Annotated in this window: 18 protein-coding genes; 9 read left to right on the top strand and 9 right to left on the bottom strand. The window is 71.6% G+C overall.

Features of this window, described 5'->3' with window-relative positions:
• Positions 1-108: 108 nt before the first annotated feature.
• The 3 genes from ASG51_RS03220 (at position 109) to ASG51_RS03210 (ending at position 3,082) form a co-directional block, all read left to right on the top strand.
• On the top strand, positions 109-1,905 hold the full coding sequence (locus tag ASG51_RS03220; RefSeq protein WP_082504676.1) for an NADPH-dependent assimilatory sulfite reductase hemoprotein subunit: 1,797 nt from the start codon (positions 109-111) through the stop codon (positions 1,903-1,905).
• Positions 1,906-2,123: 218 nt separating this feature from the next.
• Entirely contained in the window at positions 2,124-2,321 is a 198-nt protein-coding gene (locus ASG51_RS03215) for a hypothetical protein (RefSeq protein WP_055956893.1), read from the top strand.
• A gap of 137 nt (positions 2,322-2,458) precedes the next feature.
• Positions 2,459-3,082: a TetR family transcriptional regulator gene (locus ASG51_RS03210; protein ID WP_056379065.1), complete on the top strand. Its 624-nt coding sequence runs from the start codon at positions 2,459-2,461 to the stop codon at positions 3,080-3,082.
• A gap of 4 nt (positions 3,083-3,086) precedes the next feature.
• Here ASG51_RS03210 and pyrF read toward each other — a convergent pair whose 3' ends face one another.
• The 4 genes from pyrF to ASG51_RS03190 all read right to left on the bottom strand — a co-directional run bounded on the left by pyrF (position 3,087) and on the right by ASG51_RS03190 (position 7,298).
• Entirely contained in the window at positions 3,087-3,782 is a 696-nt protein-coding gene (gene pyrF / locus ASG51_RS03205) for an orotidine-5'-phosphate decarboxylase (RefSeq protein WP_056354867.1), read from the bottom strand.
• Between the two features lie 79 nt (positions 3,783-3,861).
• Positions 3,862-4,506 (bottom strand): uracil-DNA glycosylase family protein, encoded by a 645-nt coding sequence (locus ASG51_RS03200; protein WP_056379063.1) that lies wholly within the window; start codon positions 4,504-4,506, stop codon positions 3,862-3,864.
• A gap of 61 nt (positions 4,507-4,567) precedes the next feature.
• Complete coding sequence (locus tag ASG51_RS03195; RefSeq protein WP_056379061.1) at positions 4,568-6,775, bottom strand: xanthine dehydrogenase family protein molybdopterin-binding subunit; 2,208 nt, start codon at positions 6,773-6,775, stop codon at positions 4,568-4,570.
• Positions 6,776-6,842: 67 nt separating this feature from the next.
• A complete protein-coding gene (locus ASG51_RS03190) occupies positions 6,843-7,298 on the bottom strand; it encodes a (2Fe-2S)-binding protein (protein ID WP_056212209.1) in 456 nt (151 codons plus the stop codon).
• 292 nt (positions 7,299-7,590) lie between these two features.
• Here ASG51_RS03190 and ASG51_RS03185 point away from each other — a divergent pair, with 292 nt between their 5' ends.
• Positions 7,591-9,126 carry a HAMP domain-containing sensor histidine kinase gene (locus tag ASG51_RS03185; protein ID WP_056278104.1) on the top strand — a complete coding sequence of 512 codons (1,536 nt, stop codon included), beginning with the start codon at positions 7,591-7,593 and terminating at the stop codon, positions 9,124-9,126.
• 5 nt (positions 9,127-9,131) lie between these two features.
• Here ASG51_RS03185 and cobT read toward each other — a convergent pair whose 3' ends face one another.
• Positions 9,132-10,169, bottom strand: coding sequence for a nicotinate-nucleotide--dimethylbenzimidazole phosphoribosyltransferase (gene cobT, locus ASG51_RS03180; protein ID WP_056212212.1), 1,038 nt, complete (start codon positions 10,167-10,169; stop codon positions 9,132-9,134).
• Positions 10,170-10,271: 102 nt separating this feature from the next.
• Between cobT and cobS the strand changes: the two genes are divergently transcribed.
• The 3 genes from cobS to ASG51_RS03165 are packed head-to-tail and all read left to right on the top strand — an operon-like array spanning position 10,272 to position 12,043.
• Positions 10,272-11,090, top strand: a complete 819-nt coding sequence (gene cobS / locus ASG51_RS03175; RefSeq protein WP_056379059.1) for an adenosylcobinamide-GDP ribazoletransferase — start codon at positions 10,272-10,274, stop codon at positions 11,088-11,090.
• Positions 11,091-11,141: 51 nt separating this feature from the next.
• Positions 11,142-11,357, top strand: a complete 216-nt coding sequence (locus ASG51_RS03170) for a DUF1289 domain-containing protein (RefSeq protein WP_056212216.1) — start codon at positions 11,142-11,144, stop codon at positions 11,355-11,357.
• Positions 11,354-12,043, top strand: coding sequence for a TIGR02281 family clan AA aspartic protease (locus ASG51_RS03165; protein WP_056212218.1), 690 nt, complete (start codon positions 11,354-11,356; stop codon positions 12,041-12,043). The genes ASG51_RS03170 and ASG51_RS03165 overlap by 4 nt, the downstream gene beginning before the upstream one ends.
• Before the next feature lie 78 nt (positions 12,044-12,121).
• Here ASG51_RS03165 and ASG51_RS03160 read toward each other — a convergent pair whose 3' ends face one another.
• From ASG51_RS03160 to ASG51_RS03150, 3 genes are all read right to left on the bottom strand, one after another.
• Positions 12,122-15,223 carry an autotransporter domain-containing protein gene (locus ASG51_RS03160; RefSeq protein WP_244480045.1) on the bottom strand — a complete coding sequence of 1,034 codons (3,102 nt, stop codon included), beginning with the start codon at positions 15,221-15,223 and terminating at the stop codon, positions 12,122-12,124.
• A 305-nt stretch (positions 15,224-15,528) separates the two neighbouring features.
• Entirely contained in the window at positions 15,529-16,557 is a 1,029-nt protein-coding gene (dusA, locus tag ASG51_RS03155) for a tRNA dihydrouridine(20/20a) synthase DusA (RefSeq protein WP_082513851.1), read from the bottom strand.
• A 51-nt stretch (positions 16,558-16,608) separates the two neighbouring features.
• Positions 16,609-17,289, bottom strand: a complete 681-nt coding sequence (locus ASG51_RS03150; protein WP_056379056.1) for an urease accessory protein UreE — start codon at positions 17,287-17,289, stop codon at positions 16,609-16,611.
• A 208-nt stretch (positions 17,290-17,497) separates the two neighbouring features.
• On the opposite strand from ASG51_RS03150, the gene ASG51_RS03145 reads away from it, so the two are divergent.
• On the top strand, positions 17,498-17,767 hold the full coding sequence (locus ASG51_RS03145) for a hypothetical protein (protein ID WP_056212224.1): 270 nt from the start codon (positions 17,498-17,500) through the stop codon (positions 17,765-17,767).
• A gap of 88 nt (positions 17,768-17,855) precedes the next feature.
• Here the strand turns inward: ASG51_RS03145 and ASG51_RS03140 are convergent, their stop codons facing one another.
• A complete protein-coding gene (locus ASG51_RS03140) occupies positions 17,856-19,103 on the bottom strand; it encodes a TIGR03862 family flavoprotein (RefSeq protein ID WP_056379054.1) in 1,248 nt (415 codons plus the stop codon).
• A gap of 188 nt (positions 19,104-19,291) precedes the next feature.
• On the opposite strand from ASG51_RS03140, the gene ASG51_RS03135 reads away from it, so the two are divergent.
• Positions 19,292-20,317, top strand: coding sequence for a TerC family protein (locus ASG51_RS03135; RefSeq protein WP_056212355.1), 1,026 nt, complete (start codon positions 19,292-19,294; stop codon positions 20,315-20,317).
• Positions 20,318-20,388: the final 71 nt, after the last annotated feature.

The following is a 20,388-nucleotide window of genomic DNA, read 5'->3' as shown; positions in this document are numbered from 1 at the left end:
AAGGGTGGGGGTGGCACAGGATCGAGCGCTCGCGGTGCCTCCTGCACCACCCCCACCTCCAACTCCTCCCCACAGGGGGGAGGAGAGTTCCCGAACCGGATGCCCGCCATGGCCGACAAGACCACCACCCGCACCTACGAGACCCCGCCCACCGACCGCCCGATCTCGGAAGCGGAAGCGGCGCGCGCCGCGGGCCTGGCCGCCAACGAACACATCAAGATCGCCAGCGGCTACCTGCGCGGCACACTGGCGGACGGCCTCCTCAAGCACGCCACCGGCGCCATCTCCGAGGATGACGGTCAGCTCGTGAAGTTCCACGGGATGTACCTGCAGGACGACCGCGACATCCGGGCCGAGCGCACCAAGAAGAAGCTCGAGAAGGCCTACAGCTTCATGATCCGCCTGCGCATCGCCGGCGGCGTCGTCACCCCGAAGCAGTGGCTGGCGCTGGACGAGATCGCCACGACCTATGCGGGCGGGGCGCTCCGGGCGACCACGCGCCAGACCTTCCAGTACCACGGCGTCATCAAGTCGAACCTGAAGCGCACGATGGCGGCCATCGACGCGACGCTCCTCGACACCATCGCGGCCTGCGGTGACGTCAACCGCAACGTGATGGCGGCGACCAACCCGGCCCAGACCGGCGCCCACAAGGCCGCCTACCAGCTCGCCAAGGACATCTCGGACTCGCTCCTGCCCAAGACCAGCGCCTGGCGCGAGATCTGGCTCGACGGCGAGCGCGTGGTCGGCGGCGAGGACGCGGCGGAGATCGAGCCGATCTACGGCAAGACCTACCTGCCCCGGAAGTTCAAGACCGTGGTCGCCGTGCCGCCCTCCAACGAGGTCGACATCTTCGCCCACGATCTCGGCTTCATCGCCATCCTCGACGAGAAGGGCGGGGTGACGGGCTGGAACGTCACGGTGGGCGGCGGCATGGGCATGACCCACGGCGAGACCGACACCTTTCCGCGCACCGCCGACGTGATGTGCTTCGTGGCGCCGGAGGATGCCCTGAAGGTGGCGGAAGCCGTGATGACGGTGCAGCGCGACTGGGGCAACCGCAAGGTCCGCAAGAACGCCCGCCTGAAGTACACCATCGAGCGCTACGGGCTCGCCGCGTTCCGGGCCGAGGTGGAGACGCGCGTCGGCAAGCCGCTCGCCGACCCGAAGCCCTTCGCCTTCACGGCCAACGGCGACCGCTACGGCTGGACCGAGGGCGACGACGGGCGCCACCACCTCACGCTCTACGTCGCCTCGGGCCGGATCAAGGACTACGAGAACGGCCCGCAGCTGCTCACCGGCCTGCGCCGGATCGCCGAGATCCACGAAGGCGACTTCCGCCTCACCGGCAACCAGAACGTCATCATCGCCAACGTGCCGTCCGAGAAGCGGGCGGAGATCGAGGCCCTGGTGGACCAGTACGGCATGCTGAAGGGCGCCAGCGCCCTGCGCCGCAACTCCATGGCCTGCGTCGCCCTGCCGACCTGCGGCCTGGCCCTGGCCGAGAGCGAGCGCTACCTGCCGAGCCTGATGGACGAGCTGGAGGCGAGCCTCGCCTCCCACGGCCTGCAGGACGACGAGATCACCATCCGGATGACCGGCTGCCCCAACGGCTGCGCCCGGCCGTTCATCGCGGAGATCGGCCTCGTCGGCCGCGGGCCCGAGCGCTACCACCTCTATCTCGGGGCGGCCTTCGACGGCTCGCGCCTCGGCAAGCTCTACGCCGAGGATGTCACCGCCTCCGAGATCAAGACCCTCCTCGACCCGCTCTTCGCCGCCTATGCCCGGAACAAGCAGGCCGGCGAACGGTTCGGCGATTACCTGATCCGCGACGGCTACGTGACCCGGACGACCAACGGCCCGGATTTTCACGACAGCACGGGCGCGCTGAAGAGCGCCGCCTGATCCCGGAGCGCCCGGGCTCCGTGACGCCGGGAGGCCATCCCCCCCGCGGCCACGGACCCGGCGGCAATCTCCGCAAGACCAGGATAGCTGCGGCGCACCATCGGACAGTGCGGCGCGGGGACGCCCAAAGCTAACGGTCAAGCTCGAACTTCGTTAACCGGGAGCGCAACCGTTCCCGTGCCGGCCCGTTGTCTGGTGAGACAGCCGGGGAGGCCCTCATGGCCAAGCATGAGATCTTGAATTTCTTCGAACATCGGCGCGACGGCGCCTGGGTCTGCGTGAAGCCCTTCACGTTGACGACCAAGAGCAGCAGCGTCGACATCCGCCAGGGCATGCGCTTCGACTACGGCAAGCGGATCGGCGGCGTCGATCTGGCCGAGTACCTGGAACAGCTGGGCTCGCAGTTCGGATCCTGATCCGTTCCGATCCGGTTCCAGCCCGAAACTGTCCGGCGCGGTGCCGGGCCGCGTCGTGCGTCGGCAGGCCATCGGCGAGGGACGGTAGGGCGCGGCGTGTTTTTGACGCCAGCGTGGCAACAGCCTAGTTAAACGCCATGACCCGTACAGCGGCCCTCGTCCGCGACATCCCCGACGAAGCGGCCCCCACCACGCGCTGCCGCATTCTCGCGACGGCCGAAGAGGCGTTCCGGCTCGTCGGCTACCAGAAGACCACCGTCGCCGACATCGCCAAGACGCTTCGGATGAGCCCAGCCAACGTGTACCGCTTCTTCGAGTCGAAGAAGGCGATCCACGAGGCCGTCATCAAGCGCCTGATGGACGACACGGAGCAGCGGGTGGCCCAGGCCGCCGCCGCGCCGGACCGGACCGCCGCCGCGCGGATCGCCGGGGTCGTCACGGTCATGCACCAGGCCTGCGTCGAGCGTTGCGAAGCGAACCCGCGCCTCCACGAGATGGTGGAAGCGGCCATCACCGAGAGCTGGGACGTCTGCCGCGCCCATGTGGACCAGATCGGCTCGGTCCTGCGCGAACTCGTCCAGGCGGGGGTGGCGGCCGGCGAGTTCGACGTCGCCGATCCGTCGACCGCGGCGGCCTGCATCCATACCGCCGTCATCCGCTACTGCCATCCCGCCCTGGTCAGCCATTACCCGGACGCCGGTGCCCCGCCCCTCGACGCGATGATCGCCTTCCTGCTGGGAAGCCTGCGCGCCAGGAGCTGAACCCCTATCGCATCTCCGCGACGATGCCCTGCGCCACCGCGCGGGGGTCCGCCGCCTGGGTGATGGGACGCCCCACCACGACGTGATCGATCCCGATCCGGCGCGCCTCGCCGGGCGTCATGACGCGCTTCTGGTCGCCCGCCTCGGCGCCCGCCGGCCGGATGCCGGGGGTGACGATGGCGCGGTCCGCCCCGATCCGGGCGCGCACCGCCGGGGCCTCGGCGGCGCTGCAGACGATGCCGTCGATCCCGGCCTCCGCCGCCTGGCCGGCGCGCCGGGCCACGAGGTCCGCCACCGGCAGGGCATAGCCCGCCTCCACCGCATCGGCATCGTCGTAGGAGGTCAGCACCGTGACGGCGAGGATCCGGGGGCCGTTCGCACCCCGGCCCCGGATCGCCGCCCGCATGGTCTGCGGATAGGCGTGGACGGTGAGGAAGGTGGCGCCGAGGTCGGTGAGGGCCCGGACCCCTTCCTCCACGGTGTTGCCGATGTCATGGAGCTTGAGGTCGAGGAAGACCTTGTGGCCGGCGGCGGCGAGGCGCGGCACCAGGGCGAGCCCGCCCGCATAGGCCAGCCGGTAGCCGATCTTGTAGAAGGTCGCCGCATCGCCGATCCGGTCGACCAGACGTTCGGCCTCGTCCACGGTGCCCACGTCGAGGGCGACGATCAGGCGGTCGCGCGGGTCCAGCAATGCGGTCATGGGGCTCTCCGGTTCCGCCGCGAGCGATCCCGCGCAGGGCCGTTCCTGTCAACGGGCGATCCCGCCGGGGGGAACGCCGTCAACGGGGCGCCATCGCTCGCGACACCTCGGCCTTCAGGACCGGCAGCAGCTCGGCCTCGTACCAGGGATTGGCCTTGAGCCAGCCGCTGTTGCGCCAGGAGGGATGGGGCAGCGGCAGAACCCGCGGCGTGCCGGGGCTCGCCAGGATCTCGCGCCAGCGCCGCACCGTGTCGGTGAGCCCGGCCTTGGCGCGGCCGAGATGCCAAGCCTGCGCGTATTGCCCGATCACCAGGATGAGTTCGAGGTTCGGCAGGCCGGCGAACAGCTCGTCCCGCCAGCGCTCGGCGCATTCCCGGCGCGGGGGTTTGTCGCCCCCCTTCGCGTCGTAGCCGGGAAAGCAGGCCCCCATGGGTACGATGGCAAGGCGGCGCGCGTCGTAGAAGGCCGCTTCGTCGAGGCCGAGCCAGTCCCGCAGGCGGGTGCCCGAGGGATCCATGAAGGGGATGCCGCTCTTGTCGGCCCGGTTGCCGGGCGCCTGGCTCGCGACGCAGAGCCGGGCCGAGGCCAGGCCCTGGACGATGGGGCGCGGCTCCTGCGGCAGGGGCGCGCCGTAGCGCGGCGCATCCCGGCAGATCCGGCAGGCGCGCAGGCGCGCCACGGTGGCGTCGAAGGGCGTCTCGGTGGGCTTGATCTCGGAGAGCATGATGCCCTCCGAGATAGGCGGCGCCGGAGCCGCGGGCGAGGGCCCGTGTCGTCGCGCCGGCTCAGGCCCCCTTCAGGCCGCTGAGGTCGAGGGGCAGCGAGCGCAGGCGCTGGCCGGTGGCGGCGAAGATCGCGTTCGAGATCGCCGGGGCGATGACGGGCACGCCGGGCTCGCCGATGCCGGTGGGCGCCGCGGTGGAGGGCACGATGTGGACCTCGACCACCGGCATCTCGCTCATCCGGGTCGGCTCGTAGGCGTCGAAGTTCTTCTCCTGCACCACGCCGTCCTTGAGCGTGATCTTGTTGCGCAGGACCGAGGACAGGGCGAAACCCACGGCGCCCTCGACCTGGGCGCGGATCACGTCCGGGTTGACCGCGATGCCGACATCCACCGCCGCCACGATGCGGTTCACCTTCACCTTGGCGTCCTCGGCCGTCACGTCCGCCACCATGGCCACGTAGGAGCCGAAGGATTCGTGCGCCGCGACGCCGAGGCCGCGATTCTTGTCGGCGCCCTTCTTCGGATCCCAGCCGGCCTTCTCGGCGGCGAGCTTCAGGGTGGCGGAGAGGCGCGGCGCGCCCCCCAGCAGCCCGAGGCGGTAGGCGACGGGATCGGCGCCGGCCGCGTGGGCGAGCTCGTCGATGAACACCTCCATCGCCTGGGCGGTGTGGGTGTGGCCCACCGAGCGCCACCACAGCACCGGCACGCCCTCGCGGGCGTTGTGGACCTCGAAGCGGTAGGCGGGCAGCGCGTAGGGGGTGTCCGAGGCGCCCTCCACCGTGGTCGCGTCGACGCCGTCCTTCACGATCATGGTCTCGAAGGCGGTGCCGATCATGATCGACTTGCCGATGGTCCGGTGCTCCCAGCCCGTGATCCCGCCCTTGGCGTCGAGGCCGGCGCGGAGGCGGTGGACCACCATCGGCCGGTAGAAGCCGCCGGCCATGTCGTCCTCGCGGGTCCAGACGAGGTGGACGGGAGCCTTGCCGCCGGTGGCGCGGACGATGGAGGCGGTCTCGGCGAAGTAGTCGGCGCCCGGGGTCGCGCGCCGGCCGAAGGAGCCGCCGGCCCATTGCGTGTGCAGCCGGACCTTGTCGGTGGTCACCCCGAGCGTGGCCGCCACCACGGCCTGCTCGATCGTCTGGAGCTGGCAGCCGGCGAAGACGTCGTAGGTGCCGTCCGAGGCCTTCTCGATGGTGGCGTTCAGGGGCTCCATCGCCGCGTGGGCGAGGTAGGGGAAGGTGAACTCGGCCTCCAGCACCTTGGCCGACCCGGCGATCGCGCCGGCGGCATCGCCCTTCTTGGACGCGACGAGGCCCGGCGTCTCCAGGCGCTTGCGGTGATCGGCCAGGATCGCGTCGGACGAGCGGGTCTCGGCCGCGCTGTCGTCCCAGGTGATCTTGAGCGCCTCGCGGCCCTTCATGGCCGACCAGGTGTCACGCGCCAGCACCGCGACGCCGGTGGGGATCGTGAGCACGTCGACCACGCCCGCCACCGCGCGGGCGGCCTTGTCGTCGACGGTCTTCACGGTGCCGCCGAAGCGGGGCGCATGGGCCACCACCGCGGTCAGCTGCCCGGGGCGGCGGATGTCGAGGGAGTAGATCGCCGTGCCGTCGGTCTTGGCCACCGAATCGGTCCGCGGCACCTTCTTGCCGATGAGGGTGAACTGGCTCGCCTCCTTGAGGCGCGGTTCCTTCGGCACCGGCTGGGCCGCGGCGGCTTCCGCGAGTTCGCCGAACCGGGCCTGCCGGTTCGAGGCCGCGTGGCGCACCGTGCCGGATTCCACCGTGATCTCGGAGGCCGGGACCGTCCAGCGCTCGGCGGCCGCCGCCACCAGCATGGCGCGGGCGGCCGCCCCCGCCTTGCGCAGCTGGACCCAGGAATTGGCGATGGCGGTGGAGCCGCCGGTGCCCTGGACGGGGCCGAAGGCGAAGTTGTTGTAGAGCGTGGCGTCGGCCGGCGCGAAGGTGGTGCGGATGGTGGCCCAGTCCGCATCGAGCTCGTCGGCCAGGATGGTGGCGAGGCCGGTGGTATTGCCCTGGCCCATGTCGAGGTGCTTGATCACCACCGTCACGGTGTCGTCGGCGGCGATCCGCACGAAGGCGTTCGGCATCGGCGGCAGGGCCGAGAGGTCGGGGCCGGGGGCGGCCTGGGCGAACTTCGCCGGGTCGAGGGTGAAGCCGATGACGAGGGCCCCGGCGGCCACGGCGCCTCCGCCCAGGAAGGCGCGGCGGGACGGCACGGGCGGGGCGGCCTGACGGACCTTCAGCATGGGGGGCTCCAGTTCAGACGCGAGAGTCGGAAAGATCGGGAATTCGGGGTCGCGGCGGGCCTGAGGCTCAGGCGAGGGTTCGCGCCGCCTCGTGGATCGCCGCGCGGATGCGCTGGTAGGTGCCGCAGCGGCAGACGTTGCCGTCCATGGCCCCGTCGATGTCGGCATCGGTGGGCTTCGGGTTCCCGGACAGGAGGCCGATCGCCGACATGATCTGGCCGGACTGGCAGTAGCCGCACTGGACCACGTCGAGGCCGCGCCAGGCGGTGCGCACCGCTTCGGCGACCTTGCCGGAGACGCCCTCGATGGTGGTGATCTGGGCCGCGCCCACATCGCCGATGCGGGTCTGGCAGGCGCGGACGGGCTGGCCGTCGAGATGGACCGTGCAGGCGCCGCACTGGGCGATGCCGCAGCCGTACTTGGTGCCGGTCTGGTTGAGGTGGTCGCGCAGCGCCCAGAGGAGCGGCATCTCCGGGTCGGCATCGACCTCGTGGGAGACCCCGTTGACGGTGAGTTTCAGCATCTCGGCCTCCCGATCGCAGTTTGGAACGAGGCTAAGCGTTGCTTGATCGTAACCATGTGCGGCAGCACACCCTGGCAGACCGCATTCCATCGCCGCGCCGTGGCCACGCGCCCCTGAAATCCTTGCCGGAATCCTGTTCACAGGCCGCCGCCGTGATGCGGATTCCGACAATCCGCCCGGTTCCGGCAGGCGCTTCTTAACATATCCGGCGCAGGTTCCGAGCGGTTGTATCCCGGCCTCTCCGCGGTCCCGATCTCGACCGCGACGCCCCCTCCGACTCCTCGCGACGGTGATGACCGACCTGACTGCCGAGATGATTCAGCGCGGCCGCGGCCCCTCCGCCCAGGAGGCGGCCCGTCGACGCGAGGTGGCGCGCGACATGCGATCGGCGCGGGAGAAGCTCACCTCGACGAGCGGGCTGGAACGTGCCTTTGACTACGAGCTGATCCGGGTCTACGCGCAGTACCGATCGGGCGCGGTCATCCCCCTGGCGCTGCTCGGCCTCGCGGTGGCGGGGATCGCGGCGGTCTGGACCCCGCCGGCCCTCGCGGCGGGCTGGGGGCTGTGCCTCCTGGCGACGGTGACGGTCTCCAAGCTGCTCACGCGCCGCTTCCTGGCCCAGGACCCGGACCTCGTCTCGGTGCGGAGCTGGCGCCGCACCTTCATGGCCGCGGAGTTCCTCCAGAGCACGGCCTGGGCGATGATGGTGCTGGTCGGCGCCTCCGGGGCGCGGACCTTCGTGTTGTTCGGCCTCGTCATCGTGGCCGCCATGGCGACGATGCTGGCCGCGACCCTGCCGGCCGCCGCCGGGGCCGCCCTGGTGCCCCTGTGCATCGCCGCCCTCTCGCTCCTGGCGGTGTCCCAGGACATGAACACGATGATGCTGGTCACCATGGTGGTCGGCGCGCAGCTGTTCTTCCTCGGCCTCGGGCGCCGCGTCTACGCCTCGACGGTGGAGGCGCTGCAATCCCAGGCGGAGAAGGATTCGATCTTCGGCGAGCTCGAGCAGGCCAAGGCCAATTCCGATGAGGCCCGCCGCCGCGCCGAGGAGGCCAACCTCGCCAAGTCCCGCTTCCTGGCCACCATGAGCCACGAGCTGCGCACGCCGCTCAACGCCATCCTGGGCTTCTCCGAGGTGATGAAGAACGAGGTGTTCGGCGTCCACGTCGCGCCCTCGTACAAGGAATACGCCTCCGACATCCACGACAGCGGGATGCACCTCCTCAACCTGATCAACGAGATCCTCGACCTCTCGCGCATCGAGGCCGGGCGCTACGAGCTCAATGAGGAGGCGGTTCAGCTCGGCCACGCCGTGGAGGAGTGCCGCCACATGATGGGCCTGCGCGCCCGCGGCAAGAACCAGGTCGTCCACGAGTTCATCGACGGCAGCCTGCCCCGGCTCTGGGCCGACGAACGGGCCCTGCGCCAGATCGTGCTGAACCTCCTCTCGAACGCGGTGAAGTTCACGCCGCCGGGGGGCGAGATCACCATCAAGGTCGGCTGGACCTCGTCCGGGGGCCAGTACGTCAGCGTGAAGGACAGCGGCCCCGGCATCCCCGAGGACGAGATCGGCACCGTGATGTCGTCCTTCGGACGCGGGTCGCTGGCGATCAAGACGGCCGAGCAGGGCTCGGGTCTCGGCCTGCCCATCGTGAAGGGCCTCGTCGACCTGCACGGCGGCAACTTCCAGCTGAAGTCGAAGCCGCGCGAGGGCACCGAGGTCGTGGTGATCTTCCCCGCGAGCCGCGTGATGGAGACCCTGCCGGCGCTGGAAGTGCCGGGGGAATCCCAGGCCGCCCCCGCCGAGAAGCGTGCCCGGGCCGCCTGAGGGCGTCAGCCCGCGCTGCGCTCCGAGACCCCGGCCTGGGCGAAGGTCGCCATGTCCCGGTGGCAGGCGAGCGCGCCCTTGAGGAGGCCCAGGGCCAGAGCCGCGCCGGAGGCCTCGCCGAGGCGCATCCCGAGGGCCAGCAGCGGCACGAGGCCCAGGCGCTCCAGCACGTCCGCATGCGCCCCCTCCGCCGAGACGTGCCCGGCGAGGCAATGGTCGAGGAGCGTCGGGTCGAGCCGGTGCAGGAGCGCGGCGGCGGCGGTCGCCACATAGCCGTCGAGCACCACCGGCACCCGCTGCAGGCGGGCCGCCAGGATCGCCCCCGCCATGGCGGCGATCTCGCGGCCGCCGAGGCGCGCCAGGATCTCCAGGGGATCGTCGAGGTGGCCGGCATGCTGGGCGAGGGCCGCCTCCACGGCCGCGACCTTGCGGGCGAGCCCCGCCGCGTCGACGCCGGTTCCGCGCCCGACCCAATGGGCGGCCTCTCCCCCGTAGAGGGCCGCGTAGATCGCCGCCGCCACGGTGGTGTTGCCGATGCCCATCTCGCCGAGCGCCAGGCAATCGGTCCCGGCGGCCACCGCCTCCATCCCGAACGCCATGGTGGCGACGCAGGCCTTCTCGTCGAAGGCCGGCCCGACCGTGATGTCGCCCGTGGGCATGTCGATGGCGAGGTCGAACACCTTGAAGCCCAGGCCGTAGGCGGCGCAGATCTGGTTGATCGCCCCGCCGCCGGCCGCGAAGTTGTCGAGCATCTGGCGGTTCACCGCATCCGGGAAGGCCGAGACGCCCCGGGCGGTGACGCCGTGGCTGCCGGCGAAGACGCAGACGAGGGGACGGTCGAGGCTCGGCTGGCCCTTGCCCTGCCAGGCGGCGAGCCAGGAGACGAGATGTTCCAGGCGCCCCAGGGAGCCGGCGGGCTTGGTCAGGGTGGCGTCGCGCTCGGCCACCATCGCCACCGCGTCCCGGTCCGGCCCCGGCAGGGATTCGACGAGGCGGCGGATGTCGCCGAAGGGGCTCTCGGGGGCGGTCGTCTCGGAGGTCATGGAGCGATTCCGGTGGCCGGCCCCGGTGCCAGGATGGCGGGCCGCCCGTCGCGGGAGCTATAACGCTCCGGGCACGGGTGGTGAAGGCGAGGCAGGGTCGCGATGAACGAGGAGGCCGAACCCGCCTTTCCGGGGGCCCGCCTGGCCTACGACCTGGCGGGCTGCCTGCGCTTCTACTCCCGCCTGCCCGTGCCGGCGCTGCCCGGCGAGGGCGACCCGCACGCGGTCCCGGACTTCCGCACCCTCCCCCGGATGCTGCCCCTGGCGGGCTTCCTCCTCGGCCTGCCCGGAGCCGGGATGCTGCTCGCCGCCTGGGGCCTCGGCCTCGGGCCCTTCCTCGCCGCCGCCCTCGCGGTGACGGCGGGCGTCCTGGTGACGGGGGCCCTGCACGAGGACGGCCTCGCCGACGTCGCCGACGGATTCGGCGGCGGGACCACGCCCGCCCGGCGCCTGGAGATCATGCGCGACAGCCGCATCGGCGCCTATGGCGGCGTCGCCCTGATGCTGTCCCTGGCCCTGCGGATCGGCGCCCTGGCGACGCTCCTCGACCGGGTCGAGCTCCTGGCGGCGCCGGCCCTGCTGCTGGCCGCCGCGCTCTCGCGCAGCGCCGCCCTGGCGCCCCTCGCCCTGCTGCCGCCCGCCCGTGCGGACGGCGCCGGCGCCGCCGTGGGACGTCCGAGCCGGCGGACCCTGGCCACCGCCGGGGCCCTCACCCTCCTCGTCGCCCTGGTGGCCCTGGTCCTCGGCCTTCCGGTGCCCGGCCTCGTCCTGATGCTCGGCCTCGGCCTCGGCGCGTCCCTCGCGGTCACCGCCCTGGCGCGACGGATGATCGGCGGGCAGAGCGGCGACGTGGTCGGTGCCGCCCAGCAGGCGGCCGAGATCGCCGCCCTCATCGGTCTCCTGGCGGCGGTCCCCGCCTGATCCGCGGCCGGACTTGATCCGGACACCATGGCCCTGGCATGGACAGGGGCGATGACCCAGCTCCGCCCCAAACCCTCCAGCCCCTGCACGAAGCTCTGCCTCCTCGATGCGGCCACCGGCCTGTGCGAGGGCTGCGGCCGGACCCGCGACGAGATCGCCCTCTGGGGCTCGATGTCGGAGCCCCAGCGCCGGGCGGTGATGGCCACGCTCGACGCACGCCTGCGGAACGCCTTCCCGACCCGGGCCCCGGCCCCGGCGGCGTCATGATCCTGGTCGGACTGCTCATCCTGGGCGGCGCCCTGGCGGTGCTGCTCCTGTCCGATGACACCCAGCGCATCGCCGGGATGGAGCCGGACCAGTTTGCCCAGCTCGCCATGAGCGCCGGCCTCCTCGCCGTGGTGGCGGCGGGATTCTGGCACCAGTTCCGGGGCCGCATGAGCGCGAACCTGACGGCCCTGCTGCTCTGGGGCGCCCTTGGGGCCGCCCTGGTGGCCGGCTACGCCTACCGCGACGACGCCCGGATCATCGGCGACCGGATGCTCGGGGCCTTGCGCCCCGGCAGCGCGGTAACGGGGTCGGACGGCACGGTGACGATCACCCGGCGCAGCGACGGCAACTTCCACGTCCGGGCCGAGGTGAACGGCCAGCCCCAAGGCTTCCAGTTCGACACCGGCGCCAGCTCCGTGGTGCTCACCGCCGAGAGCGCGGCCGCCCTCGGCATCCGCCCGGCGGAGTCCGAATTCAGCGTCCGGGTCTCCACCGCCAACGGCGTCACCGTGGCGGCCCCGGCCTTCCTCGACAGCCTCCGGGTCGGGGGTATCGTCGCGCGGCGGGTCCCGGCCCTGGTGAGCCGGCCGGGCGCCCTGCGCGAAAACCTCCTCGGCATGAGCTTCCTCGACCGCCTCGCTTCCTTCGAGGTCCGCGGGGACCGGCTGGTGCTGCGCGGCCGCTGAGGTTCTTCGCCGAAGGAGACGCCGCCCGGCCGACGGGGCGGGCGGCGTCTTCGCGTCTCCGACCCGGCCGGTCGCGTCTCAGAACCGGTAGGTGAAGCTGCCCTTCACCGCGTGGTCCTGGGCGCGTTCGCCGACCTGGCCGGTATAGGCCACGCCCAGGGTGGTGGCGCGGTCCACCCGCACGTCGAGGCCGGCCTCGGCCACCAGCGCGTCCCGGCCGATCGGCGTGCCGGCCACGAGGAAGCTCGGACCGGTGCCGAAGCCGAGGAGCGCCTTCGGCACCACGTCGCCATAGGCCCGGCGATAGCCCACCAGACCGTGCAGGGACACCGGCGCCCCGGAGCCCAGGCCCAGGTCCAGGCTGGTCTGGCCGCGCACGCCCACCGTGGAGGTCGCCACCTCGGTGGTCTGCGCCGCGCCCGTCAGGGCGGCGAGCCCCCCGGTCTCGGCGAAGCGGTCGCGCCCGATCGACACGTAGGCCCCGCCCACGAAGGGCTCGAGGGAGGTCGGCTGCAGGGCGGACGCCTGGAGCGCGAGCGCCGGCGCCGCACCCAGCACGATCCGGTATCCGATTTCGCCGAAGCCCTGCACGGTGGAGCCGCCGATGCGGGCCGTGTCGCTGTCGGAGACGCCCGCGAAGGTCACCGCCCGGCGCAGGCGGCTCGCCTGATCGGCATAGACCGCGCCGAGGCGCAGGGCGAAGGCCCCCCGCGCGAAGCCGCCATAGACGCCGCCGAAGCCGCTCTCGATCGTGCCGGTGGCGAGCCGTCCGGCGCTGTCGAGGCTGGTCAGCGTGTAGCCGCCCGTGAACCCGAGGCGGAAGCCGGTTTCGAGGCGCAGATCGGCGCCGAGCACGAAGCCGGAGGTCTGGCGCGCCAGGGACGCGGCATTGCCGTCACCGCGGACCTGGCCGAAGCTGCCGAAGCCCTGGCCCCAGAGCCCGAACACCTGCGGATCGAGCACCCGCATGGGCACGGGCACCACCGGGGCGGCCCGGCCCGGCAGGTCGGCGGTGTAGGTCGCCGGAAGAGCGCCGTAGTCGGTGGCCTCGCCCGCGCCCCAGCGCAGGCGGTCGAGGATCGCTTCGCGCACGAAGAAGGCGGTCTCGAACTGGGCGCCGGCCGCGCTGGCGTGGATGTCACCGGTGAGCGCCCCGAAGGCGGCGCGGGCCTCGGGCGTGCTCAGCCCGACGGTGCGGCCGTAGAGGGCGGCGCCCGCCCCGGCCGCCTGGATGGCGTCGGCGACGCTGCCCTGGTTGCGGGTCTGGGCGATGGTGGAGAAGGCGACGTCGTTGCGGGTCAGGGTCAGGTCGACCGCGTTCGCGCCATAGCCCAGGGTGGGCGTCAGGAAGGCGAAGTTGGCGGTGACGCCGGAGAACTGGCCCTGCACGCCGCCGCCGGCGGTCAGGACGGTGTAGCGGGTGCGCGGATCGTAGGCGCCGTCGGCCGCCAGCACCTGGACGGTGCCGCCCGACAGCGTCGCGGTCCCCGCCACGGCGAGGCGGTCGGCCTGGCCGGCGGCGTTGGCCTCGACACGGAGGGTGGTGCCGGCGGCGAAGGCGGCGTTGCCGGCCACGTTCAGGGTGCCGATGGAATTGCCCGGCGCCACCACGGCCCCGGACTGGGCCACGAGCCCGCCCACCGTGCCGGCGCCGCCGAGAAGACCGCCCGTGCCCACCGTGACGGTCCCCGCGATGGTGCCGTTGGCATAGAGGGCCCCGGTCTGGCCGATGGTGACGTCGGTGGCGACACGGTCGCTCGCGGCCATCGACAGCGTGCCGACGACGTTCCGGAAGTAGCCGGCGGCGCTGTAGAGGTCGATGCGCGCCCAGTAGCTCAGCGGCATGCCGTAGAAGGCGCTGAGCGCGTTCGTCTCGGTGTTGACGATGATCTGATTGATCGTGCTGTCCTGGAGCGCGCCATAGAGGCCGCCTTTCGGCGCGATCTGCGCGGCCGCGCTGCTGCTACCGCCATACAGAGGCGCAAGCAGAATGGCGGCATCCGGCCCGCCGGCAGGTGCGGCTTCGCGCGGCGCCTCGGCGAAGGTGAGGACCGGCAAACCATAGGTCAGGCGCGACTGGTACAAGGCCTGATTGGCGGCGGACGGGAGATAGGGGTTGCCCCCCGTGTTGGCCGCGCTCGTGGCGCAGGTCGCGACGGCGGCGCCGCAGCCGGCCGACAGGTAGCTCTGGAGTTCGCCCTGGGCCTGGGTGAAGAGCGAGGTCAGGTTGATGGCCGTGCCGGTGGTGGCGGCATTGTCGATATAGGCCGGGTTGGTGAAGGCCTGCGCGAGATTATAAGCCGAGAAGGCGCGACTTCCGATGATGTCGAGCGGATAATGGACGCCGAGCACGATGCGGCTGTCGCCGAATTCCGAGCCGCGCATGAGCATGCTCTGGTAGAGCGACGGCGTCAGCATGCCGAGCAGAATCGAATCGGTAATCCCGTAATTGGTGTGGCCGCTGGGGAACGAAGGGTTGGTGGTCAGGCCATTGATCGAGGTCGGATCGAACGGGTCGATGCCCTTCGGACGAACCTGGACCGGGCGCGAACTCCCGTAGACGTCCTGTCCGGCTTGCGTGTTGGTCACGCCGGCAGCGATATCGAGGACGCTCGTCGTCGTGTTGGGCAGCCCGTTGAAGCGGGGCAGCGTGTATCCGGCAGGCGCGACGGCGGGAACCGGGACATAGCCGGCCGGCGTCACGCTCGGGTTGTTGGCCGCACCGTTGGCGAAGTAGTTCTTCGCGACGCCCAGATCGGAGCTGGTGAACTTGTAGGCCCGGTTCAGGAAATCAAAAGTCCGGGCCAGCGGTCCCGTCGTGTCCGTGCTGGCGCGGATGCCCTGCTGATAGAGCGGACCCAGCACCGGGCCGTAACCACCCACCGGCTGGATCGGGTTGATCGTGCCCGGCACTCCCGGATTGCTCTGGATGGCCTGGAGCGGGAGGCCGCCGGCCAGATTGTCGGCCGGTCCGAGCTTCACCACCGATCCGTCGACCAGGGTGATCGAGCCGAGGAAGGGGGTGCCGCCCGGGAGGGCCTTGCCGCTGATGGCGAGGGCGCGCTGGTCCGGCGTCGACTGGTTGTTGATGGCGATGGCTTGCGAGAGGTTGCCTTGCAGCGTCGCCTGGCCAATCGCACTGGCGTTCAGGGACAGGAACGGTGCGAGCAGGTTCAGCACATTGGCATTGGACGGCGTGATAGTCGCGGTCTGTGCCTGCGCAGAGGCTATACCCGATGCCGCGAGAATGATGGCCGCACTCGAAACACTGTATTGGAATCGCATCGTTCGCCCCATCGAATCCGCTGGTCGGATCGATGGTTGAAATACCGAAAACTACAGCCGTAAATTGTTCATAATGATGTCACAATCTAAGCTGTGATCTTGCGTGCCATATCAGCAACAATCGCAATGCACTTCCTGAATATTGCGCCAGCAAACAAGAAGACGCCCGCTTCTAGTTATAGAGGCCCGGACGGGGAGGCTCAGGCGGCATCCTGTGCCCCGTCCCTGTCCGGAATGGCCGGATCGGAAGCCTGACCGCCGCGGGAGACCCGATTCACTGCCTCCCGCAGGGTCGCGAGGCCGGCCTCGGGCTGGAGGCCGAAGGTGGAGAGATGCCGGCGATAGGCGCGCGCGCCCGGGCGGCCGTTGAACAGGCCGAGCATGTGCCGGGTCACCGCGTGCAGGCGCACGCCCTCCTGCAGCATTCCGGCGAGGACGGGCTCGAAGGCCGCGATCGCGGCGAACGGGTCGGCCGCCGGGGCGGGCTCGCCGAACAGGACCGGATCGACGTCGAGGAGGATCGCCGGGTCGCTGTAGGCGGCCCGGCCGATCATGACGCCGTCGACCTCCGCCAGACGGGCGACCGCGTCCGCGAGGGTGGCGATGCCGCCGTTGATGGCGATGGGCAGCGTGGGATGGGCCCGCTTCAGCCGGGCCACCCGCGGATAGTCGAGGGGCGGCACGTCGCGGTTCTCCTTGGGCGACAGGCCCTGGAGCCAGGCCTTGCGGGCATGCACCACGAGGCCGTCGACGCCGGCCGCGACCACGGCGTCCGCGAGGGCGTCGAGGGCCCGCTCGGGGTCCTGGTCGTCGACGCCGATGCGGCACTTCACCGTGACCGGCACCGACACGGCCGCCTTCATGGCGGCGACGCAGTCGGCCACCACGGCGGGTTCGCGCATCAGGCAGGCGCCGAAGCGCCCGTCCTGAACCCGGTCGGACGGGCAGCCGACGTTGAGGTTGACCTCGTCGTAGCCGAAATCCTCGGCGATGCGGGCGGCGTGCGCGAGGTCGGCCGGATCTGAGCCGCCGAGCTGCACCGCCACCGGGTGCTCCAGCGCGTCGAAGCCGAGCAGCCGGTCGCGCGGGCCGTGGATGACCGCCCCGGTGGTCACCATCTCGGTGTAGAGGCGGGCGTGCCGCGACAGGGTGCGGTGGAAGGCCCGACAGTAACGGTCGGTCCAGTCCATCATGGGGGCGACGGAGAAGCGGAGGTCGCGGGCGATCATCCGGCGGACATAACGGTCCGCGCCGCCGGCTTCAACGCGGGGCGGCTCCGCTCAGTGGTCGTGCTTGCAGTCCGGCCCGTGCACGTGGCCGTGCGCGCCGTGCTCTTTGGCAGGGTCTTGGGCATGATCGTGCGCGTGGGCATGATCGTGCCCATGGGAATGGGTGTGCGCGTGATCATGGCCGTGATCATGGCCGTGATCATGGCCGTGATCATGGTCATGCCCCGCATGGGTATGGCCGTGGTCGTGATCCGCGTGGTCGTGCGCGTGGTGCCCGTGATCGTGATGATCGTGGCCGCACTGGCTGTGGTCGTGGGCGGCGCGCTCGGGCTTGAAGGCGCGGGTGACCGGCGTGGCGGCGCAGCCCTGGCCGCGCACCAACTCGGCGGCGCTGCGGGGCACGTAGAGCACCTCGGCGGCGATCTCGGCCGGCACGTGGCTGCCGCCGAGCTGCCAGGCGAGGCGCAGGAGCCGGGCCGGGTTCTCGGCACGGACCTCGAGGAGCGGCTCGCCGGCGGCGCGGATCGCGACGAGGCGCCCGTCCTCCAGGCGCAGGGCATCGCCGTCCTCGAAGGCCGCCGCCTTGGCGAGCGCGAGGGTCAGGCTCAGCCCGCCTTCCCCGGTCAGGCTCTCCGGGGGGGCCTGCCGGGCGGCATGGTCGAGCACGATCGTGTCGACGATCGCATCGGCGCGGACGGCGACCTTGCGGACGATGGCGGTGGCGCGCTGCATGGAGTCCTCGCGGCGGGATGGGCGGACGGCGCCGCCCGGATGGGCCCTGATCGGCGCATCACTAGAGGGTTTTTCGACGAAACGGAAAGGCAGGACGGAACCTGAGCCGTTTCGCGTGCATTTCTCGCGCGGAATGCTTAAGCTCGGGCGGCACGAACATCACGGCCGAAGGCCGGGTCACGACGACGCACAAGGGAGTCTCGGAACCATGAAGAAGCTCATCGCCGCCACCCTCGCGGGTGCTCTCGCCCTCTCGGTCGGCGCCTGCAACACGCCGCAGGACCGCGCCCTCGGCGGCGCCGGCCTCGGCGCCCTCGCGGGTGCCGCCATCGGCGGAGCCGCCACCGGTCGCGCCGGCGGCGCGCTCGCGGGTGCCGCCATCGGCGGTGCCGGCGGTGCCATCGTCGGCGCCTCCACCGCCCCGCGCTGCCCCTACGGCACCTACCGCGACGCCTACGGCGACGTGTACTGCCGCTGAGACCCGGCAGCGCGCGGCCCGGAACGGCCGCGCCGGACCATCAGGCTCCCTCTCCCCCGAGAGGGAGCCTTTTTCGTGAGACGGCGAATCACGCGCCTCGGGCGGCGTCCCGCGCGATCCAGGCCAGCATGCCCGCCGCAGCCGCGCGGCCCGAGGCGAAGGCCCCCTGGAGGAGGTAGCCCCCCGTCGGGGCCTCCCAGTCCAGCATCTCGCCGGCCACGAAGGTGCCGGGCCGCCGGACGAGCATGAAGCCGGCATCGACGTCGCCGAAGCGGACCCCGCCCGCCGTGGAGATCGCCCGGTCGAGGCCGCGCGGCGCCAGGAGACGGAGCGGTACCGCCTTGATCAGGGCCGCCAGGGCCTCGGCGGCCGCGGGCAGCGGGTGGGCCGCCTCGCGCAGGAGGCCGATCCCCACGGGCGTCAGCGCCGCGGCCTTGCGCAGGCGGTTGGCGAGGGAGAGCCCGGGTTTCGGATCGCGGAGCGCCCGTGCCAGCGCGGCCTCCTCCACGTCCGGCCGGAGATCGATCTCCAGCCGGGCCTCGCCGCGTTCGGTGGCGGCCCGGATCCGGTGCGCGAGGGCGTAGATCGCCCCGCCCTCGATCCCGTCGGCGCTGATCACGGCCTCGCCCCGCACGCGGATCCCGTCGAGGCTGAGGGCGATCCGCTTCAGGGGCGTGCCGGCGAAGCGCGCGGCGAAGACCGGCGACCAGGCCACGGTGAACCCGACATTGGCGGGCTTGAGGGGCGCCACCGCGATGCCGTCCCGTTCGAGCAGGGGCACCCAGGCCCCATCGGAGCCGAGGCGCGGCCAGCTCGCGCCGCCGAGAGCCAGGAGCACCGGGCGGTGCACGGGCTCGACCCGTCCGTCCGGGGTCTCGAAGACCGGGCCGCCCGCGTCCGACCAGCCGGTGAAGCGGTGACGGGTGCGGATGCGGACGCCCAGCCCGTCGAGGCGCTGGAGCCAGGCCCGGAGCAGCGGCGAGGCCTTGAAGGCCTCGGGAAAGACGCGGCCGCTCGACCCGACGAAGGTCGGCTGGCCGAGGTCGTCGCACCAGGCGCGCAGGGCGCTCGGCGGAAACGCCGCGATCGCCCCGGCGAGGGCGTCCTCAGCCGGCTGGTAGCGCGCCAGGAAGGCCGGCAGCGGCTCGGAATGCGTGAGGTTGAGCCCGCCGCGTCCGGCGATGAGGAATTTTCGCCCCACGCTCGGCATCCGGTCGTAGAGGGTCACGCCGTGGCCGGCCTGCGCCAGCACCTCCGCCGCCGCGAGGCCGGCCGGGCCGGCCCCGATCACCGCGGGGCCGCGAGCCTCGCGGCCGTTGCGTTCGCTGTCAGTCATGCGCTTTGGGAAGCCGCCGGGGGCCGGCCCTGTCAAGCGTGACGGCCCGATGCCCTTGATTCGCCCGGTTCAGAGTCCCAACTGCGCCTCATCGGCTGCGGGCCCCTCTGGCGGGATGCTGCATGATGCGTTCCGTGATGTCGGAGCCGATGCTTTCTCACCTCAAGAAGCATCGACGGTCCTGCGTCATGGTTGATTTTCTGTATTACGAGTGGCTCGGCAAGCCCGTGTGGATGTGGCTCGGGTTCCACGCCCTCGTGGCCGGGTTGCTGGCCTTCGATCTCGGACTCCTGCATCGCGACAAGAATCACGAGATCGGCGTGAAGGAGAGCCTGCTCCTCACGCTGTTCTACTTTACCCTGGGCATGATCTTCGGCGGCTGGGTCTGGTGGTATCTCGGGCCCCAGGCGGGCCAGGAATACGTCGCCGGCCTCGTGGTCGAGAAGTCGCTGTCGATGGACAACGTCTTCGTGATCGCCGTCATCCTCACGGCGCTCGGCATCCCCCGCGCCGCCCAGCACCGGGTCCTGGTCTGGGGCATCCTCGCGGCCGTCCTGCTGCGCGGGCTGATGATCGGCCTCGGCGCGGCCCTCGTGCACCAGGCCGCCTGGGTGCTGTCGATCTTCGCCGCCTTCCTGATCTTCGCCGGCCTCAAGATGCTGCTCTCGAAGGACGAGGAGCCGGGCGACATCCGCGAGAACCGGGCCGTCCGGTTCCTGCAGCGGGTCCTGCGCATCACGCCCGAGCTGCACGGGCAGCACTTCGTCGTGCGCAAGCCCGACCCGAAGACCGGCAAGACCGCCCTCTGGCTGACGCCCCTGGCCCTGGCGCTCATTCTCGTGAACGGCGCCGACGTGATCTTCGCCGTCGACAGCGTGCCGGCGATCTTCGCCATCACCACCGACACCTTCGTGGTCTACACCTCGAACATCTTCGCGATCCTCGGCCTGCGCGCGCTCTACTTCGCCCTGGCCGCGATGGTGGACCGCTTCGCCTATCTCAAGACGGCGCTGGCCTTCATCCTGATCTTCATCGGCGGCAAGATCGTGGTCGCCGACACTTTCGACCTCGTCCACGTGCCGCCGTGGGTCTCCCTCGCGGTCACCGTCGTGTTCCTCATCGCGGGCATCGCCTACAGCCTGTGGCGCACCCGCGGCTCGGTGACGGAAGAGGCGCACGGGCATGGCGGCGGGGCGGTACAGCACCGGGCCTGACCCGGCTCCCAGAGGTGAGCCGGGATCTCCCGGCTCACCCGAGCGGGATCGCAGGCCGCACGCCCGCGAAG

It is taken from the genome of Methylobacterium sp. Leaf465 (assembly GCF_001424705.1).
GTDB lineage: Bacteria > Pseudomonadota > Alphaproteobacteria > Rhizobiales > Beijerinckiaceae > Methylobacterium.
The sequence above is the reverse complement of the archived record's forward strand: the minus strand, read 5'-3'. Positions and strand labels throughout refer to the sequence as shown.

Bases quoted from the DNA above. Each gene is read 5' to 3' on its own strand.
- ASG51_RS03220 (WP_082504676.1), top strand. From the start codon at position 109: ATGGCCGACAAGACCACCACCCGCACCTACGAGACCCCGCCCACCGAC.
- ASG51_RS03215 (WP_055956893.1), top strand. From the start codon at position 2,124: ATGGCCAAGCATGAGATCTTGAATTTCTTCGAACATCGGCGCGACGGC.
- ASG51_RS03210 (WP_056379065.1), top strand. From the start codon at position 2,459: ATGACCCGTACAGCGGCCCTCGTCCGCGACATCCCCGACGAAGCGGCC.
- pyrF (WP_056354867.1), bottom strand. From the start codon at position 3,782: ATGACCGCATTGCTGGACCCGCGCGACCGCCTGATCGTCGCCCTCGAC.
- ASG51_RS03200 (WP_056379063.1), bottom strand. From the start codon at position 4,506: ATGCTCTCCGAGATCAAGCCCACCGAGACGCCCTTCGACGCCACCGTG.
- ASG51_RS03195 (WP_056379061.1), bottom strand. From the start codon at position 6,775: ATGCTGAAGGTCCGTCAGGCCGCCCCGCCCGTGCCGTCCCGCCGCGCC.
- ASG51_RS03190 (WP_056212209.1), bottom strand. From the start codon at position 7,298: ATGCTGAAACTCACCGTCAACGGGGTCTCCCACGAGGTCGATGCCGAC.
- ASG51_RS03185 (WP_056278104.1), top strand. From the start codon at position 7,591: ATGACCGACCTGACTGCCGAGATGATTCAGCGCGGCCGCGGCCCCTCC.
- cobT (WP_056212212.1), bottom strand. From the start codon at position 10,169: ATGACCTCCGAGACGACCGCCCCCGAGAGCCCCTTCGGCGACATCCGC.
- cobS (WP_056379059.1), top strand. From the start codon at position 10,272: ATGAACGAGGAGGCCGAACCCGCCTTTCCGGGGGCCCGCCTGGCCTAC.
- ASG51_RS03170 (WP_056212216.1), top strand. From the start codon at position 11,142: ATGACCCAGCTCCGCCCCAAACCCTCCAGCCCCTGCACGAAGCTCTGC.
- ASG51_RS03165 (WP_056212218.1), top strand. From the start codon at position 11,354: ATGATCCTGGTCGGACTGCTCATCCTGGGCGGCGCCCTGGCGGTGCTG.
- dusA (WP_082513851.1), bottom strand. From the start codon at position 16,557: ATGATCGCCCGCGACCTCCGCTTCTCCGTCGCCCCCATGATGGACTGG.
- ASG51_RS03150 (WP_056379056.1), bottom strand. From the start codon at position 17,289: ATGCAGCGCGCCACCGCCATCGTCCGCAAGGTCGCCGTCCGCGCCGAT.
- ASG51_RS03145 (WP_056212224.1), top strand. From the start codon at position 17,498: ATGAAGAAGCTCATCGCCGCCACCCTCGCGGGTGCTCTCGCCCTCTCG.
- ASG51_RS03140 (WP_056379054.1), bottom strand. From the start codon at position 19,103: ATGACTGACAGCGAACGCAACGGCCGCGAGGCTCGCGGCCCCGCGGTG.
- ASG51_RS03135 (WP_056212355.1), top strand. From the start codon at position 19,292: ATGGTTGATTTTCTGTATTACGAGTGGCTCGGCAAGCCCGTGTGGATG.